The sequence below is a fragment of the Streptomyces morookaense genome, from assembly GCF_013030945.1.
Lineage (GTDB): Bacteria > Actinomycetota > Actinomycetes > Streptomycetales > Streptomycetaceae > Streptomyces > Streptomyces morookaensis.
In genome coordinates this window covers 36,883-52,991 of record NZ_JABBXF010000056.1, presented here as the reverse complement: position 1 = coordinate 52,991, position 16,109 = coordinate 36,883, and the positions used below count along the sequence as shown (strand labels likewise).

General features: G+C 69.4%; 18 protein-coding genes and 1 pseudogene. 9 read left to right on the top strand and 10 right to left on the bottom strand.

The features are described from left to right. Together HG542_RS23045 and HG542_RS23040 are read left to right on the top strand one after the other, a co-directional pair. Positions 1-1,359, top strand: a complete 1,359-nt coding sequence (locus HG542_RS23045; protein ID WP_171084465.1) for an erythromycin esterase family protein — start codon at positions 1-3, stop codon at positions 1,357-1,359. Between the two features lie 62 nt (positions 1,360-1,421). After that, positions 1,422-2,186 carry a nucleotidyltransferase domain-containing protein gene (locus HG542_RS23040; protein ID WP_171084463.1) on the top strand — a complete coding sequence of 255 codons (765 nt, stop codon included), beginning with the start codon at positions 1,422-1,424 and terminating at the stop codon, positions 2,184-2,186. A gap of 24 nt (positions 2,187-2,210) precedes the next feature. Here HG542_RS23040 and HG542_RS23035 read toward each other — a convergent pair whose 3' ends face one another. Continuing rightward, positions 2,211-2,636, bottom strand: a complete 426-nt coding sequence (locus tag HG542_RS23035; RefSeq protein ID WP_171084461.1) for a nuclear transport factor 2 family protein — start codon at positions 2,634-2,636, stop codon at positions 2,211-2,213. A 119-nt stretch (positions 2,637-2,755) separates the two neighbouring features. On the opposite strand from HG542_RS23035, the gene HG542_RS23030 reads away from it, so the two are divergent. From HG542_RS23030 to HG542_RS36305, 3 genes are read left to right on the top strand one after another with little or no spacing between them, the layout of a single operon-like run. Further along, a complete protein-coding gene (locus tag HG542_RS23030; protein ID WP_171084459.1) occupies positions 2,756-3,325 on the top strand; it encodes a PadR family transcriptional regulator in 570 nt (189 codons plus the stop codon). Continuing rightward, a complete protein-coding gene (locus tag HG542_RS23025; protein ID WP_171084457.1) occupies positions 3,312-4,109 on the top strand; it encodes an SGNH/GDSL hydrolase family protein in 798 nt (265 codons plus the stop codon). The genes HG542_RS23030 and HG542_RS23025 overlap by 14 nt, the downstream gene beginning before the upstream one ends. Beyond that, complete coding sequence (locus HG542_RS36305) at positions 4,109-4,651, top strand: asparagine synthase-related protein (protein WP_176606867.1); 543 nt, start codon at positions 4,109-4,111, stop codon at positions 4,649-4,651. Before HG542_RS23025 ends, HG542_RS36305 begins: the two co-directional genes overlap by 1 nt. Before the next feature lie 88 nt (positions 4,652-4,739). On the opposite strand, the gene HG542_RS23010 is transcribed toward HG542_RS36305, so the two are convergent. Further along, positions 4,740-5,591: a YihY/virulence factor BrkB family protein gene (locus HG542_RS23010; RefSeq protein ID WP_171084455.1), complete on the bottom strand. Its 852-nt coding sequence runs from the start codon at positions 5,589-5,591 to the stop codon at positions 4,740-4,742. 249 nt (positions 5,592-5,840) lie between these two features. Further along, positions 5,841-6,014: a CsbD family protein gene (locus tag HG542_RS23005; RefSeq protein WP_171084453.1), complete on the bottom strand. Its 174-nt coding sequence runs from the start codon at positions 6,012-6,014 to the stop codon at positions 5,841-5,843. A 163-nt stretch (positions 6,015-6,177) separates the two neighbouring features. Between HG542_RS23005 and HG542_RS23000 the strand changes: the two genes are divergently transcribed. Further along, complete coding sequence (locus HG542_RS23000) at positions 6,178-6,348, top strand: hydrophobic protein (RefSeq protein WP_109280356.1); 171 nt, start codon at positions 6,178-6,180, stop codon at positions 6,346-6,348. A gap of 514 nt (positions 6,349-6,862) precedes the next feature. Here the strand turns inward: HG542_RS23000 and HG542_RS22995 are convergent. Together HG542_RS22995 and HG542_RS22990 are read right to left on the bottom strand one after the other, a co-directional pair. Continuing rightward, positions 6,863-7,105: pseudogene (locus HG542_RS22995) on the bottom strand (glutamate synthase-related protein); the annotation flags it as partial. Positions 7,106-7,402: 297 nt separating this feature from the next. Further along, on the bottom strand, positions 7,403-8,542 hold the full coding sequence (locus HG542_RS22990) for a PucR family transcriptional regulator (protein ID WP_171084450.1): 1,140 nt from the start codon (positions 8,540-8,542) through the stop codon (positions 7,403-7,405). An 87-nt stretch (positions 8,543-8,629) separates the two neighbouring features. On the opposite strand from HG542_RS22990, the gene HG542_RS22985 reads away from it, so the two are divergent. Together HG542_RS22985 and HG542_RS22980 are read left to right on the top strand one after the other, a co-directional pair. Next, positions 8,630-9,685, top strand: a complete 1,056-nt coding sequence (locus tag HG542_RS22985) for a ferredoxin reductase (RefSeq protein ID WP_171084447.1) — start codon at positions 8,630-8,632, stop codon at positions 9,683-9,685. A 7-nt stretch (positions 9,686-9,692) separates the two neighbouring features. Then, positions 9,693-10,811, top strand: coding sequence for a fatty acid desaturase family protein (locus tag HG542_RS22980; RefSeq protein ID WP_171084446.1), 1,119 nt, complete (start codon positions 9,693-9,695; stop codon positions 10,809-10,811). A gap of 336 nt (positions 10,812-11,147) precedes the next feature. Here HG542_RS22980 and HG542_RS22975 read toward each other — a convergent pair whose 3' ends face one another. From HG542_RS22975 to HG542_RS22965, 3 genes are all read right to left on the bottom strand, one after another. Continuing rightward, positions 11,148-11,912 (bottom strand): alpha/beta hydrolase family protein, encoded by a 765-nt coding sequence (locus HG542_RS22975; protein WP_171084444.1) that lies wholly within the window; start codon positions 11,910-11,912, stop codon positions 11,148-11,150. A 107-nt stretch (positions 11,913-12,019) separates the two neighbouring features. Continuing rightward, positions 12,020-13,564, bottom strand: coding sequence for an FMN-binding glutamate synthase family protein (locus HG542_RS22970; protein ID WP_171084441.1), 1,545 nt, complete (start codon positions 13,562-13,564; stop codon positions 12,020-12,022). Between the two features lie 335 nt (positions 13,565-13,899). Then, a complete protein-coding gene (locus tag HG542_RS22965) occupies positions 13,900-14,502 on the bottom strand; it encodes a TetR/AcrR family transcriptional regulator (RefSeq protein WP_171084440.1) in 603 nt (200 codons plus the stop codon). Positions 14,503-14,573: 71 nt separating this feature from the next. Here HG542_RS22965 and HG542_RS22960 point away from each other — a divergent pair, with 71 nt between their 5' ends. After that, positions 14,574-15,401: a class I SAM-dependent methyltransferase gene (locus HG542_RS22960; RefSeq protein WP_171084438.1), complete on the top strand. Its 828-nt coding sequence runs from the start codon at positions 14,574-14,576 to the stop codon at positions 15,399-15,401. Here the strand turns inward: HG542_RS22960 and HG542_RS22955 are convergent. Further along, positions 15,346-15,735, bottom strand: coding sequence for a hypothetical protein (locus tag HG542_RS22955; RefSeq protein ID WP_229922863.1), 390 nt, complete (start codon positions 15,733-15,735; stop codon positions 15,346-15,348). The two genes, HG542_RS22960 and HG542_RS22955, sit on opposite strands and share 56 nt — an antisense overlap. Positions 15,736-15,764: 29 nt before the next feature. Further along, positions 15,765-16,109: a cupin domain-containing protein gene (locus HG542_RS22950; protein WP_218039072.1), complete on the bottom strand. Its 345-nt coding sequence runs from the start codon at positions 16,107-16,109 to the stop codon at positions 15,765-15,767.

Genomic DNA, 16,109 nt, shown 5'->3' with positions numbered 1-16,109 from the left:
GTGACGTTACGCCGTACGTCTGCCGCCGTGGTCCTCGCCCTGGCAGCACTCCTGATCCCGGCCGCCTCCGCGACGGCGGCGGCCGGGCCGCGGGCCGGCTCCTCCACCGCCCCCGTTGCCGCCTCGGACCGCGCGGTGGTGGCGGGACTGCAGCGGCACGCCCACCCGCTGCGCAGCACGGAACCCGGTGGTTCCGGGAACGACCTGGCCGCGTTCGGTGCGATGACCCGGGGCGCGACGGTCGTCGGCCTCGGCGAGGCCTCGCACGGCTCCAGGGAAGTGTTCACCGTGAAGGACCGGTTGTTCCGGCACCTGGTCGAGCGGGAAGGATTCTCCGCCCTCGCCACCGAGATGAGCTGGTCGGCGGCGGCCCGGCTGAACACGTACGTCCTGACCGGCGAGGGCGACCCGCAGCAGATCATGCGCGAGGAGTTCCAGGACGGCTACCTGCTGCTGAACACCGACGAACTCCTCACCATGTTCCGCTGGATGCGGGAGCACAACCGCACCAGCGCCCACAAGGTCCACGTCCTGGGCATGGACTTCTCCGACGCCGGCCCCGAGCAGTACGAACGCATCCTGACCTGGGCGGCCGCCCACGAACCCGGCCTCGTACCCGAACTGCGCCGCCGCTACGCGGCACTTCGTGCCCTGCCCGGCGGGGTCGCCACGCGGATGGCCGCGCACAACGCCCTGCCGCTCGCCGAGCGGAAGGCCGTCGCCGAGGACGCCGAAGCCGCCTACCGGCTCCTGGCCACGGCGGACCGGCAGGACCCCTGGGTGCGGGAAGAGGCCTGGATCATCTCCCAACTGGCCACGTCCTACACCTTCGACGTCGACGACCCGGCCCAGGCGGCCGCCATGGGCCGCCAACGCGACCGCGTCATGGCGGAGATCGCCGTGTGGTGGCAGCGGCAGACCGGCGACCGCGTCGTCGTGTCCGCCCACGACGGCCACATCTCCTACGAGACCGTGATGCCCGCGTACTACCCCGTCACCACGGGCGCGGCCCTGCGCGAGCTCATCGGCAGCAAATACCTGGCCGTCGGCACGTCCCTCTACGAAGGGGACTACCGCGCCCGGACGGCGACCGGCGGCACCGGGGTCTTCCCGGTCGGTCCGGCCGCGCCGGGCAGCAACGAGTACGTCCTCGACAAGGTCCGCCACCGCGACTTCTACGTCGACCTGCGGGCGGCAGGCCGCGACCGGGTCGTACGCGACTGGCTGAACACGGCCCGGCCGACGTTCGTCATCCCCGGCCGGTACCCGAACCGGCCCGCGCCGCCGTTGGCGCTGGGGCGCGGGTACGACGTGGTCGTCCATCTGCATCAGGTGCACGCCTCGGTCCTGTTGCCGTGACCGCTCCGCGCCCCTTTGGGACGCGATCGCCCAAGCCCGCCAGGACGTCACAAGGAGTCTTTGTGAACGACGACCTCTTCCTCGACCGCGTCGCCGACACCCTCGCCGGCCTGCCCGCCGTGCACGCCGTCACGCTCGGCGGCTCGCGCGCGCAGGGAACCGAGACGCCGGACAGCGACTGGGACATGGCCGTGTACTACCGCGGCGGCTTCGATCCGGCCGACCTGCGTGCCGTCGGCTGGGACGGCGAGGTATCCGGGATCGGCGCCTGGGGCGGAGGCGTCTTCAACGGAGGAGCCTGGCTCACGATCGACGGCCGGCACGTCGACGTCCACTACCGTGACCTCGACGTCGTCGAACACGAACTCGGCGAAGCCCGGGAGGGACGCTTCCACTGGGAGCCGCTGATGTTCCACCTCGCGGGCATCCCCAGCTACCTGGTCGTCGCCGAACTCGCCGTCAACCGGGTGCTGCGCGGCACGCTGCCCCGCCCCGGCTATCCGGATGCGCTGCGCGCGGCGGCCCCGCCGGTGTGGCGGGGCCGGGCGGCCCTGACGCTCCAGTACGCCGAGGGCGCCTACGTCCGGCGCGGCCGGGCCACGGAGGTGGCGGGTGCGTTGGCCACTGCCGCCCTGCAGACGGCGCACGCGGTGCTGGCGGCGCGCGGCGAGTGGGTCACCAACGAGAAGCGGCTGCTGGACCGGGCGGGGCTGCGCGGCGTCGACGCGATCGTGGCCGGCCTGCGGCCGGAGCCGGAAGCTCTGGCCCAAGCCCTGGCCGCCGCGCGGGAATTGTTCCGCGAAGCGGCCCGGTCCCGGTCCCTGTGACCCGGTCCCGGTCCCTGTGATCGGTCAACGGCCGTCCGGCACCAGGCCGTCCGCCGCCAGACCGGCGAACACCGCCTCGCCCAGGGCGTGGACGGCGGACTGCGGCCGGACCATCACCGTGAACTCCTTGATCCGGCCGTCGTCGGCGAAGTGCAGCAGGTCGATGCCGTGGATCTGTTTGCCACCCACGGCGGCCCGGAAGACCAGCACCGCCGACGGGGCCGGGGTGCCGTCGGTGCCGGTCTCCGCAGTGCCGGTGTACTGGCCTATGTAGCGGAAGTCCTCGAAGGTGCGCAGGAGGACCCCGAAGAGCCCCAGCACCAGCGGCCTGCCCTCGAACGGTGTGAACTTCACGGGGCTGTAGAAGCGGATGTCCTCGGTGAACAGGTCCTCCAGGGCCGCGTGGTCACGGTTGTCGACGGCGGCGCGGAAGCGGTCTGCGGTGGTCATGGCACCTCTCTGCATGGCACACAGTCATGAATGTGACTAGTCATGTTTATGAGTAGCATGGGGAGGGTGTCCGGCAACAGGGGGACCGGACCGGACCCGGAACGGAAGGAGGCGATCCGATGGCGCTGCGGCACGCCGTTCTCGCGGCACTGCTCGACGGAGAGCTGAGCGGCTACGAGCTGGCCAAGGCATTCGACGTCGGCGTGGCGAACTTCTGGTACGCCCAGCCGCAACAGCTCTACGCCGAGCTCACCCGGCTGGAGAAGGCCGGGCTCGTCGTGGGCCGCGAGGTGGTCCAGGAAACACGGCCCACCAAGCGCCTGTTCCACGTGACCGACGCCGGTCTGGCGGAACTGGAGGATTTCGCGGCCGCCTCGGCGAAGCCCTCCTTCGTCCGCGACGACCTCCTTGTCAAGGTCCGCGCCGCCGACCACGTCGACACGGCCGTCCTGATCGAGCAGTTGACCGAGCGCGCCGCCTTCGCCCAGGCCAAGATCGACCTGTTCGGAAAGCTGCTGCGCAGCATGCGGGGCGATCGCACCGAGGACGAGTTCCTGCGCCACGGCGACCGTATCGGCCCGTACCTGACCGGCCTGCGCGGCCTGTCCTTCGAGCAGGGCAACCGCGACTGGTGCGCACGCACGATCACTGTCCTGAGGGAGAGGCAGACGGTCCGTGCCCGCCACTGAACACCCCCGGTACGCCCGCTACGTCGCCCTGGGCGACAGCCAGACCGAAGGACTGGGCGACGGCGACGACACCACGGGCCTGCGCGGCTTCGCCGACCGTCTCGCCGAACACCTCGCCGGCCACAACCCCGGCCTGTGCTACGCCAATCTGGCCGTACGAGGCCGCGTCGCCGAAGAGGTCCGTGCCCAGCAGCTCGCCCCGGCCCTTGCGCTGCGCCCCGATCTGGCCACTGTCGTCGCCGGGTTCAACGATCTGCTCAGACCGCGGTTCGACGCCGACGAGTCGGCCGGTCACCTGGAGGCGATGTTCGCCGCGCTCACCGCCGAGGGGGCTCGCGTCGCGACCCTCACCTTCCCCGACCCGGCCCGCATAGCCCCCCTGGCCCGTCCGCTGGGCCCGCGCGTCACGGCCCTCAACCGCCGCATCCGCGAGGCGGCGCGCCGCCACGGCGTCACCGTCGCCGAGGCCGCGCACCACCCCGTCGTCACCGACTCCCGCCTGTGGAGCCCCGACCGGCTGCACGCCGGCCCGCTCGGTCACCAGCGGATCGCCGCCGCCCTCGCCCATGCCCTCGGACTCCCCGGCGCCGACGACTCCTGGACGCACCCGCTGCCCCCTCCGGCCCACCCCGCCCCCACCGGGTGGCAGGCCGCAACGGCCGAACTGCGCTGGGCCGCCGCCTTCCTCGCCCCCTGGCTCGTCCGGCGGCTCCGCGGCCAGTCGTCCGGTGCCGGCCGCACGGCCAAACGACCGCAGCTGCTCCCGGTGCTCGACGCGGCCTGATGGACCGGCGCAACCGGAGTCGTCAGTCGTTCCAGCCGGACTGCTCGATCAGGTCGTGCCATTCGGGCATCGCACTCGACGCGCACGGCGGCGCGACGACCGTACGCCGCTGGCAACCACCGCCTGCGGAAGTGCCGTTGGACGAGGCCGCCGACGCCGTACGCAACGCGCTGACCACCGCGGTCGCCGCGCGCATCCACGACGGCGGCACCATCGGCGACGGCCTCTCCGGCGGCATGGACTCCACCAGTCTGTGCTCCCTCGCTGCCAGTGGCCCGGCCCGCCTGCTGACCTACCGCCACGGCTCCGTCGATCCGGCCCACGACGACGTCTGGGTGCGGATCGCCGCGCCGGCCATCCCACACACCAAGACCGGCAAGAAACTCGAGGTCCCGGTCAAACGGGTTCTCCAGGGCGCTCCCGCCGAGCAGGTCCTCACCCCCTCCGCCGTCGACAACCCGGACCTGATTGCCCACTTCGCCGACCTGGGCGCCGAACACCGCCAGCTCCTTCACCCGCACACCCCCATAGGCGTCTCGTGATCCTCTCCGCCTCCCTCACCTGTCTCATCGCGCTGATCTTCGCGGCTCCTCGAACTCCCCGACAGGACACGGTCTGAAGCCGAACCGGTCATCCCTCTTGCGCAGGCCGCGCCAACTCCGCGTTGAACTGGGCGCCGCTCAGCAGTGCCAGATTGGACAGCCATAGCCAGATCAGGAAGACCACGACGCCTCCCAGCGAACCGTAGAGACGGTTGTAGGTGCTGACATGAGAGGTGTAGACGGCGAGCCCCAGCGAGGCAGCCAGCAGGAGCACTACCGCCAGTGCGCCGCCGGGCGCCATCTTCCGCAGCGGCCGGGAGGGCGCGGGGCCCGAACGGTACAGGACGAGCACCAAGGCGACGGCGACGCCGGCCACGACCGGCCACCGCAAGGCGTCCCAGACGGTTTGCGGAGCGGTGCCCAGATTCAGTACCCGGCCCAGTCGGCGGGCCAGGCTGCCGGTGAGGGTCAACGCCAGGGCGGAGGTGAGAAGCAGCAGGACCAGAACCAGGGCCGTGGCGACGATGCGCGGCGCGGTGCGCCAGACCGGCCGATGTGCACTGGTCCGGTGTATGGCGTGCAATGCTCGGCGGAAGACGCTCAGATAGCTGGATCCCGACCACAGTGCCGCCGACCCGCCGAGGAAGAGCAGCGTCCATGCCGCTGACGTCTGGCCGGACATCTGGCGCAAAGTGCTGCGCAGCAGCGCGCGGGACGCGGCCGGGGCGGCCTGCGCCATATGGTCGATGACCTCCGGCTTGGCCGTGGGCATGGTCAGACCCAGGATCGAAAGGATCACCAGCAGCACCGGAAACAAGGCCAAAACCGCGTAATAGGTCAGCGCGGCAGCCCAGTCCGTGATGTCGTTGTTCCACATGGCCACCGGCGTCCTGCGCAGCGCCGCCCACCACCGTGCCCTGTGATTGTCCGCACTGTCCATGCCGCGGATGGTCTCCCCCCACGTCCGCCTCGTCCTGCGCCAATGTGCCAGATCGCCCGATGGCGCGCGGGGCCCGTGCGCCTCTTGCCCAGCACCCCGGCCGGCCCGGTCGCGCCGACGACGGGACGGAATTCAGTATTCCGATTCGGGTCCTGGGTGATACCCCTGAAGGGGCCTGCCCGTATTCACGCTGCATTCGCGGCGAGCAGGCCCCTTGTCGCTGCCGAATTCTCGGAGGAGAAGGCGGCGTTAGGGCCTGAATGCGTCCTTCACCTTTTCCTTGGCCTCACGGGCATCACCCATGCGCCTTTCCACCTCTCCCTCGGCGGTCATGCGCTCATTGCCGACGGTCCTTCCCAGGGCTTCCTTCAGCTTGCCCTTGACCTGGTCGGTCTTCGCCTTGACCTTCTCGCCGGCAGTCATGGAAGAGCACCTCCGATAGATCGTGTGCCGCTGTCGCGGTAACCCGCATCTGCCCCGAGCCCGCCCCCACAAACACAGTTCACCACCACTACTCACCATCGGCTCCCGGTAATGAATGAAGTCGAAATGGCAGGGCATATGTGCGGCCAGGAGGTTGATGAGTATGGGACCCTTGCTGCTCGTTCTACTGCTCGCACTGATCCTTTTCGGTGCCGGCTTCGCCATCAAAATTCTCTGGTGGGTCGCCGTCGCCGTCCTGGTGATCTGGCTCCTGGGCTTCGTCATGCGCTCCACCACAGCCGGTGGCGGCCGAGGCCGCTGGTATCGATGGTGATCTGACGGCCACTTACCCCCGCAGCCCGTATGGGGCCCGGCCGAGCTGACGGCCGGGCCCCATACGCATGCCGGGCGCCGGCAATCGGGGAGGAGCGGGCATACCACTCTTAGGCTCCTGGTACTCCAGCTACAGTTCCCCCGTTTCTGGAGGTCACAGCTGTTTGTGGGCCTAGCGAGCTGACGGGGCGTCATGTTGCTGAAGTCCGTGACCGGCGGCGCGTGATCGCTGTTGTGCTGAATCAGGCAAGACGATGTACGGCCGGATGTCCGGGCGAGGGAGCCGGAGGAGGTGTCGCTGCGGGTCGGTGACCGGTTCGGCCGAGCCGGCCTGGTCGCGCTTCTCCGGGGTCGCGTGCGGGATCGGCCGGCGGCGCAGGGAGGCGCGGATCGCACGGGACGGGTACGCGAGGTCGGCGGTACCGGCGACGGACCGGGCCATGGAAGTCCTCCGGTTACAGCTCCGGTTCACGGTTCACAAGCGACAAGTCGCGGCCACGGCTCAGACGTTGAAGCGGTCCGGGTCGGCGGCCTCCCAGTCGGCGGGCGGCTCGGGGAGCAGCCTGGGCGGTGACACCGGTTTGGGGCAAGTGTTGGTATGGCACCGCTGGGCCCCGGATGCAGCCGGGCGCGAACATCATCGCCCGCGCGGAGTTGCCGTAATCGGCGCCCTGCACCAGGCGTTTGACCAGGTCGGCCCCGGTGGCGATCTTGCCGCCGGCCCCGATCTTGATCCGGTCGCGAAGTCCCGTGCCGACCTACTGCCAGGACAACGAACTGACCTGGATGGACTGGACCGATGTCACCCAAGCCGGTGAACTCCTGGACTTCACCCGCAAGTTGATCACCCTGCGCCGCGATCATCCGGTCTTCCGCCGACGGCGGTTCTTCAAGGGGCGCACCTCGGACGACACCCATACCGAGAACAAGGACATCGTCTGGTTCACCCCCGCCGGGCGGGAGATGACCGACACCGACTGGGAGACCGGCTTCGCCAGGTCCGCTCCCTTTTCGTCCTGCGTGGCCACCGGCAGGACTGAGGCAGGCGGTACACGTCAGCCGGCCCGAAGACCCACCGCCAGCGTCAGCTCAAGGACCCGGTGCGGCGAGGCGAGATCCGGAAACAGCTCCCGCAGCTGCGACATCCGGTACCGGACTGTCTGGGGATGGACGAACAACTCCGCCGCCACCTCCTCCCGCCTGCCCTGGTGCAGCAGCCACACCCGCAACGTCTCCTCCAGCCGCTGTGCGGTCGCGACAGGCAAGGTCCGCAACGGTGCGAGGGCTCGGGCGCGCAGGTCTGCGAACGCATCCACGTCGGCGCTCAGCACCAGCTCGGGCAGGTGCTCCTCGGTGTCGCGGATATCAGGAGAGAGGGAGCGCGCACGCACGGCTCGGGCGTACGAGGCGGACGCACGAGTCCATGGCCGGGCCGGGCCGACCACGGCCGTGCGGTCGGTCAGCTGCCGCAGGAGAAGTGACCGGTCGGCGTCGGGGACGAGCAGCACACCGGTGGCGTCCGGCAGATCGTCCAGGACGAGGGTGCTCGGGTCGAGCGCGCGGTAGGCAGGCCGGGCCTGGTCGGCGGGCAGCAGGACCGCGGTCAGCGAAACCGGAGGCTGCCACCCGGCCCGTTGAACAGAGGCCAGCAGCACATCCGGGTTCGCGCCGGCGAGGATATCGCGGGCCAGTTGTTCCAGGTGGCGCTCGTGGGCCCGGCCCCGGGCGGCCAGTTCGTCGGCGTGGCCCGCGGCGCTGGCGGCGGAGAGCTCGTCGATGTAGGCGAAGGTCAGCTCGGCGAACTTGGCGACTTCGGCGGCGGGCAGACCTGCGGGTACGGCACCCGCTGCCAGGCATCGCCAGGCCACGCGGGCGCCGACACGGTAGGCGCTGAGCAGGGCGTCCATCGAACGGCCGTCGCGCACCTCGCCGCGGCCCAGCTCGTAGGCCGCGTCACCGGCGTCGCCGCCTGTGGCGTTCCCGCTCGCGAGGTCCAGGTAGTGCCCCAGGGCGGTGCGGACGGCTCGGCGGATGGTGCCACCCATGCGGCCCGAGAGGGCGTTGGCGTAGGGAGGGACCTCGTCGATGATCGCCTGGACGACCTCGTCGGCGGTGGTCTTCAGCGCGGCCCGAAGTGCGGTGACCGTCGTCTCATCCAGGGCCAGTTCGCTGGCCCTCCGGATTGCATGGCTCATATTTTTGTTCCCTGCGAACAATTCGGCCGACCAGATTTACATCCTGCGGTCAGGACTTTACGCCTTGAGGCACAGCAAGCTTGGGTCATGACGAGTGCAGCCCTCCGTAGCAGGGCGTGGAAACTGCTGGAGATGGTCACGACGCCGCTGCTGCCGTCGGACTACCTCGACCTGGTCAGCCCGCTGCGGGCGGGCGCTGACCTGCGCGGACGCATCGAGGCCGTGCACCCCGAGACGGGTGACGCCGCGACCATCGTGATCAGGCCGGGACGGGGCTGGCGCGGTCACACAGCCGGACAGTATGTGCGGATCGGGGTCGATGTCGATGGGAGGCGCCTGTGGCGTGCCTACTCCATCACCTCGCCGTCAAACCGCCAGGACGGCCGCGTCACGATCACCGTAAAGGCGATCCCGGACGGCAAGGTCAGCAACCACCTGGTCCGCAGGGCGACACCGGGCACACTGATCCAGCTCGACCAGGCGACCGGTGACTTCGTACTGCCGCAGGCCAAGCCCGCCAAGGTGCTCTACCTGACGGCCGGCAGCGGCATCACGCCCGTGATGGGCATGCTGCGCGAGACCGAGCTCGACGACGTCGTCATGGTCCACTGCGCGCCACAGCCGCAAGACGTGATCTTCCGCAACGAACTGCACGACCTGGTCGCCGACAAGAAGCTGCGCCTCACCGAGGTGCACACCGACACAGACGGCATGCTCGACATCGCCCGTCTCGACGAACTTGTGCCCGACTGGGCCGAGCGCGAGACCTGGGCTTGCGGGCCCGCGGGCCTGCTCGACGCCGCCGAAGAGCACTGGACCGGGCACGGCGTCCAAGAGCGCCTGCACACCGAACGCTTCCGCCCCAGCACCGTTGTCGCAGGCGACGGCGGCGAGGTCACGTTCAGCGCCACCGGCAAGACCGTCGACGCGGACGGCGCCACGCCGTTGCTGGACATCGGCGAGGAGGCCGGCGTGCTCATGCTCTCCGGGTGCCGCATGGGCATCTGCTTCGGCTGCGTCACACCGCTCAAGGCGGGCGCCGTCCGCGACCTGCGCACCGGCGAGATCACCGAGGCCGAGCCCGGGGTCCTCATCCAGACCTGCGTGTCCGCCGCTGCGGGCCCCTGCGACATCGAACGGTAGGAGCACCTTGACCGCCATCGACCCCACCGCCCACCTGACCGCGGAGCAGATCGAGGAGCTTGGCCGCGAGCTGGACGCGATCCGCGACGAGGTGCTCGCCAGCCGCGGCGAGAAAGACGCCGCCTACATCCGTAAGGTCATCTCGGCGCAGCGCAAGCTCGAGCTGGTCAGCAGGGGCGTGCTGCTGTTCTCGATCTTCCCGCCCGCGTGGCTGCTCGGCACCGCCGGCCTGTCCGTGGCGAAGATCATGGACAATATGGAGATCGGCCACAACGTCCTGCACGGCCAGTGGGACTGGATGCGGGACCCGAAGATCCACTCCACCACCTGGGAGTGGGATCACGTCTCGCCGTCCGATCAGTGGAAACACTCGCACAACGAGCTGCACCACACGTACACCAACGTGATCGGCAAGGACAACGACCTCGGCTACGGCATCATGCGCGTCGACGAGGACCAGAAGTGGCACCCGTTCCACCTCGGCCAGCCGCTGTGGAACTTCATCAACGCCTGCTTCTTCGAGTACGGCATCGCGGCGTACGACCTGGAGCTCGGCAAGAACCTGCACAAGCGCCGCCGCAAGGACCCGGAGTTCCGCGCGCGGGCCAAGGCCGTGGGCCGCAAGATCCGCAAGCAGGTGCTCAAGGACTACGTGATCCACCCGTTGCTGTCGGGCCCGTCGTTCCTCCCCACGCTCGCCGCCACGTTCACCGCCAACCTGGTCCGCAACATCTGGTCCCACTCGGTGATCATGTGCGGGCACTTCCCCGAAGGCGTACAGGTCTTCGAGCGCCGCTCGATCAAGGACGAGACCCGCGGCCAGTGGTACCTGCGCCAGATGATGGGCTCGGCGAACATCAGCGGCAGCAGGGCCATGCACTTCATGACCGGCAACCTGTCGCACCAGATCGAGCACCACCTGTTCCCGGACCTGCCGAGCAACCGGTACGCCGAGGTCGCGGTGAAGGTGCGCGCGCTGTTCGAAAAGTACGAGCTGGAGTACGTCACCGGGCCGCTGCCCAAGCAGGTGTTCTCCGCCTGGCACAAGGTCTTCCGGCTCTCGCTGCCGAACAAGAAGCCCAAGGTCAAGACGCCGGACCGCGAGCAGGAGCTCGTCGCGGCCTGATTCCCGGTATTGGTCCAGATCCTTCGGCTCCCAGTTGGGTCGGACCGTGAAGTCTCCGGCCACACCCCGGCCGGCAGCGGGCCGGGCGGGGTGGACGGCACAAGGACCCCGACCGGGAACCAAGGCCCCGTCGGCGTGCGGCCTGCATACGCTACTTCGCTCTCGACGGCACCGACCACGCCGGCCACAAAGAGCAGGGCACCCGGTTCCTGTTTGCGTGGGCCCGCGCGGCGCTTCAGCCGACGGGCCCGGCGGTGTCGGGGGGCGGTGATGGTGCCGATGGGTGAAGTGCCGTGGTGGCGGGCGGGCAGGGCCCAAAAGCACTCCCTGGGGCCCCTACGAGGGGGTGGACATGTACGGGTCGGCCCAGGCGCTGATGATGTGGGCGGCTCGCTGCGCTTGTCCTCGTGCGGTCAGGAGATGGTCTGCTCCTTCGAGCGCGACGAAGCTTCGCGGGTGTCGAGCCTCGCGGAAGATCTCCCCGGCGTTGGCGATGTCGACGGTGTGGTCGGTAGGCGAATGCAGGACGAGTAGCGGCAGGGTCAACTCGCGTATCCGATCACGCAGGTGAGCATGGCGGACGTCTTCGACGAAGGCGCGCTTGAGGACCAGGGTCCTCCCGCCGACGAACCACTCGTGCGACCCTTCGCTGAGAACGCGGTCCATGACCGCGTCGTACTGTCGCTCGACGTGGCTGGGCTCGGCCGGCGCCCCGATCGTGGCGAGCGCGCGGATGCCGGTTGCCTCAGCCGCGGCGGCGAGGGCCGCAGCGCCGCCCCATGAGTGTCCCACCAGTAGGTCTGCCGGCGTTCCCCGCTCCGCCATCAGGGCTGCCGCACGGAGCGTGTCCTGGACCTTGACGGTGAAGGAGCCGTCCCCCCAGTCGCCGTCGGAGTCCCCGATCCCGAGGTTGTCGTAACGCAGCATTCCGATCCCCTCGCGTGCCAGCTGCTTGCTGACGCGCGAGGCTGCCGGCGAGTCCTTGCCGAGTGTGAATCCGTGCACGAAGATCCCCCAGCCTCGGATCTCGCCGTCTGGCAGGTCGATTGCTCCGGCCAGTTCGGGGCCGACGATGCTCCGGAATCTCACTTTTTCGGTCATGTTGTGATCACCTAGGCAGGTACTGTGCGTGAGGCAGGGGGACGAGGGCGACAGCGGCGGGTGCCACGCGCGTGCTCAGTGAGGCGGTGCTTGCCTCCGTCGACACGTTAGACGATCGGCCTCTGTACGGAGGTCGGCTTGGTGGCGAGCAGTGCGGTGATCTCCTCGGCGAGGTGCGGGCCGAGCTCGCCCCAGCCGTCCTTGTAGCCGTAGACGCCGGCCAAGGTGCGGGCCTCGTAGTCGCCGTTCATGATCTCGACGTCGGTGGCTGTGATGAGTGCCGGGTGGGCGACACCGACGGCTGCCGAGACCTTCAGCAGTTCCTGGCGCAAGGTGCGCAGGTAGACGGCTGCGCGGGTGGCCTTCGAGGTCGGGTCGAGGCCGCGGGCCAGCCGCGGGTTCTGAGTGGCGACGCCGGTGGGGCACTTGTCGGTGTGGCACTTCTGCGACTGTATGCAGCCGATCGACAGCATCGCCTCGCGAGCCACGTTGATCATGTCGGCACCCAAGGCGAAGGCGACCGCGGCGTTCTCGGGCAGGCCGAGCTTGCCGGAGCAGATGAAGGTCAGGTCATCGGTCAGCCCCAGCTCGGCGAAGGTGCCGTAGACCCGGGAGAAGCCCATCCGGAAGGGCAGCGACATCGAGTCGCTGAAGATCAGCGGTGCCGCCCCGGTGCCGCCCTCGCCACCGTCGATGGTCACGAAGTCGACACCACGATCACCGCGCGCCATCAGCGTGGCAAGCTCCTGCCAGAAATCCATCTCTCCCACCGCGCTCTTGATCCCGACCGGCAGACCGGTCTCGGTGGCGAGCAGTTCGACGAAGTCGAGCATCGAGTCGACGTCGCTGAACGCGGTGTGCCGCGACGGGGAGGCGCAGTCCTTACCGAGCGGGATGCCGCGGATCTCGGCGATTTCAGGGGTGACCTTGGTGCCCGGCAGCATCCCGCCCAGCCCTGGCTTGGCGCCCTGGGAGAGCTTGATCTCTATCGCCTTGACCGGGGCGCCGGCAACCACATCCTTGAGCTTGTCGATGTTGAAGCTGCCGTCCTCGTTGCGGCACCCGAAGTACGCCGTACCGATCTGAAGGACGAGATCGCCGCCGTTGCGGTGGTACGGCGAGAGACCGCCCTCTCCCGTGTTCTGCATCGCGCCCGCCAGCGCCGCCCCCTTGTTGAGCGCCGTGATCGCCGCGCCGGAGAGCGATCCGAAACTCATCGCCGATATGTTCACCACACTCGCCGGCCGGAACGCCTTGGCGCGCCCTCGCGGCCCGCCCAGCACCTTGGCCGAGGGCAGTGCGGCCTGCGGGTCGTGGAGGTCGGGCAGCGTGCCGGCGAACGTGCGCTGCTTCAGGTACGCGTGCCCCTGCATGTGCTCAACATCGTTGTCGGTACCGAACCCGAAGTAATTGTTCTCCCCCTTCGCCGACGCATAGATCCAGGTGCGCTGGTCACGACTGAACGGGCGCTCCTCGTCGTTGGAGGTCACGATGTACTGCCGCAGCTCCGGGCCGATCGTCTCCAACAGGTACCGGGCGTGCCCGATCACCGGGTAGTTCCGGAGCAATGCATGCTTTTTCTGGACAAGGTCACGAGTGGCCAACAGTGCCAATGCTGTTGCGGTGGCCGTGGCAATGCTCCGGGCGCGCATGAACGTACCTCTCCTCGATGTCCGACTCCACCGCCATGCGATGGACGTCGTCATGTCGTAACGGGCCTTGGTGGGGGGCGTAGTGGTGGCGGTGCCCGCCGGTACCGCCGTCGATCACTGGTAAGGATCTTCAGAGTAGCCACTGATCAGGTGACGACTGCTGGTCCGTAACGAGCAGGCCCCCGGCTGTTGGGCGAGATATCTCACGTCCCAACCATCCAGCTGGGACGCCCTGTTGGTGATCCATCCCGGCCGCAGCGGGGATTGCGCTGGTCGTGCTGTCCGGGGCCGCGGTCACATGGCGTGCGGGGGCGGAGCGGTAGCCCCCGGGCGCGTCACGGCGTCGGCTCCCGCACCACGCCTGCGACGACCGCGGCCACGACCTTGCGGACGGCTTCGGGCTCCGGCCGGCCGGCTTTCCGGTCGGCGAACAGCAGGTGTCCGGCTCCGATCAGGGTGGGGGAGAGGGTGTCCACGTCGGCATCGGCCGCGAGGCGCCCCAGCCGGCGCTCGGCTGCCAGGTACGCGGCGATCATGGCCGCGGCCTCGGTGAGGACCGGAACGCCCGCCGGTCTGCTCCGGCGCAGGCGGGCGCGCAGGTCGTCGCGGAAGGTGATCAGGGCGACGATCCCCACGGCGACCGACGAGCCGAACAACTCCGTCAGCGCGTCGGCGAGGTTGCCGGTGACGGTGCCGGTCCCTGCGGATGCGCAGAGGGCGGTGCCCTGGGCCTCGACCCGGGCGATGCGGTCCAGGACGAGTTCGGCGAGGAAGGCGTCGAAGTCGGCGAAGTGCCGGTGCAGGACGCCCTTGGCGCAGCCCGCCTCCGTGGTGACCGCACGGCTGGTCAGTGCGTTCGGACCGTCCCGGAGCAGGATGCGCTCGGCCGCGGCGAACAGCTGCTCCCGCGCATCGCGCAGGGCCACCCCTGTCGGCATGTCCTGTGTCCCTCCTGTCTGTTCGGGTGCCACCCGTTGACGAGTGGGCATGCGCCCACCATAGTGGGCGCATGCCCACTATACGGTCTTCAGAGAACGACCCCCATCAACTCCGCGAGGTGGCCGAGTCGTTCGGCGCGGACGCTGAACGCTACGACCGGGCCCGGCCCCGCTACCCCGAAGCCCTGATCGCACGGATCGCCGCCTTCGGGCCCGGTGCCGGCACCGGGCCCGACGTCCTCGACGTCGGCTGCGGCACGGGCATTGCCACCCGGCAGCTCCAGGCGGCCGGCTGCAGGGTGCTCGGCGTCGACCCCGACGCGCGCATGGCCGAACTGGCGCTGCGGGCCGGGGGAGAGGCCGAGGTGGCGAGGTTCGAGGAATGGGACCCGGCGGGCCGCGTATTCGACGCGGTCGTCGCAGGCCAGGCCTGGCACTGGGTCGACCCGGCCGCGGGCGCGGCCAAGGCCGCCCGGGTACTGCGCCCGGGCGGCCTGCTGGCCCCCTTCTGGAACGTGTTCCGCTATCCGTCCGATGTCGCGGAGGCCGTCGTCGAGATCTGCGAACGGGAGCTGCCCGACGTCCCGTTCGACTTCCGGGCGGCGATCCGGGGATCCGCGGACATGTACCGGAAGGTTTTCGCCAGGGTGGCCGACGGGATCCGGGAGACGGGCGCATTCGGCGAACCGGAACTCTGGGAATTCGACTGGGAATTCTTCTACACCCGGGATGCATGGCTGGATCTGATGCCCACCGCGGGCGCCTTCATCCGGCTCCCCCCGGACCGCATGACGAAGGTACTGGACGGCCTCGGAGCCGCCATCGATGCCATGGGCGGCGGCTTCACCATGGACTACACGACGGTGGCGGTCGCCGCGGTACGGACGGACACTGCGTGACCCGGTCCAGCGCGCGGCGATAACGGACTTCGGCCACGGGTACGCCGTCGTAGTCGTCGGATTGCACGGCACCGTCCGAGGCGTATCCGGCTCGCTCGTAGAAGCGGCGGGCCTTGACGTTCTCCTGGAGGAACCCCACGATGTCGCCGCGGCCGTCGGTCGCCACGAGGTTGGTCATCCGCCCCCGGAACCGGGCGAATTGTCGCCGACGCAGTGCGATGTCCCCCTCGACGGTCATGCCGTCCAGATAGGACTGCGGAATCATTCCGGCGTAGGCGGACTTCCAGCCGGACACCCGTACGGCCGAGACCGCTGGAATATCGGTTTCCGTCATCAGGCGCACGGACCACACCTCGCCACCCCCTACCCCTCCGGGTAGAAGACGAACAGCGTGCAGCCCGTCGTCGTCTGCGGGATGTGCGAGGAACCCGCGGGGGCATGGATGAAGGAGCCCGCGGGGTAGTCCCGGAAACCGTCGTTGAAGACGCCGGACACCACGAAGACCTCCTCGGGGCCCGGTTCGTGGACGTCGATGCCCTGCCAGCACGTCCCCGGGTCCATTTCCAGGACGTGGGCCTTCGCGCCGTCGTCCCCGGTCCACAGCGGGCGTGCGCGGATGCCGGGGAAGATCTCGTGGACCGGGGCGTCCTGTACGGCGGACCACACGTAGCCCGGCATCTTCTGTTCTGCCGTCATGTCTCTCGTCAT

Bases quoted from the DNA above. Each gene is read 5' to 3' on its own strand.
- HG542_RS22965 (WP_171084440.1), bottom strand. From the start codon at position 14,502: ATGCCGACAGGGGTGGCCCTGCGCGATGCGCGGGAGCAGCTGTTCGCC.
- HG542_RS23035 (WP_171084461.1), bottom strand. From the start codon at position 2,636: ATGACCACCGCAGACCGCTTCCGCGCCGCCGTCGACAACCGTGACCAC.
- HG542_RS22970 (WP_171084441.1), bottom strand. From the start codon at position 13,564: ATGCGCGCCCGGAGCATTGCCACGGCCACCGCAACAGCATTGGCACTG.
- HG542_RS23000 (WP_109280356.1), top strand. From the start codon at position 6,178: ATGGGACCCTTGCTGCTCGTTCTACTGCTCGCACTGATCCTTTTCGGT.
- HG542_RS22975 (WP_171084444.1), bottom strand. From the start codon at position 11,912: ATGACCGAAAAAGTGAGATTCCGGAGCATCGTCGGCCCCGAACTGGCC.
- HG542_RS36305 (WP_176606867.1), top strand. From the start codon at position 4,109: ATGGACCGGCGCAACCGGAGTCGTCAGTCGTTCCAGCCGGACTGCTCG.
- HG542_RS22960 (WP_171084438.1), top strand. From the start codon at position 14,574: ATGCCCACTATACGGTCTTCAGAGAACGACCCCCATCAACTCCGCGAG.
- HG542_RS23005 (WP_171084453.1), bottom strand. From the start codon at position 6,014: ATGACTGCCGGCGAGAAGGTCAAGGCGAAGACCGACCAGGTCAAGGGC.
- HG542_RS22955 (WP_229922863.1), bottom strand. From the start codon at position 15,735: ATGACGGAAACCGATATTCCAGCGGTCTCGGCCGTACGGGTGTCCGGC.
- HG542_RS22990 (WP_171084450.1), bottom strand. From the start codon at position 8,542: ATGAGCCATGCAATCCGGAGGGCCAGCGAACTGGCCCTGGATGAGACG.
- HG542_RS23030 (WP_171084459.1), top strand. From the start codon at position 2,756: ATGGCGCTGCGGCACGCCGTTCTCGCGGCACTGCTCGACGGAGAGCTG.
- HG542_RS22950 (WP_218039072.1), bottom strand. From the start codon at position 16,109: ATGACGAGAGACATGACGGCAGAACAGAAGATGCCGGGCTACGTGTGG.
- HG542_RS22985 (WP_171084447.1), top strand. From the start codon at position 8,630: ATGACGAGTGCAGCCCTCCGTAGCAGGGCGTGGAAACTGCTGGAGATG.
- HG542_RS23010 (WP_171084455.1), bottom strand. From the start codon at position 5,591: ATGGACAGTGCGGACAATCACAGGGCACGGTGGTGGGCGGCGCTGCGC.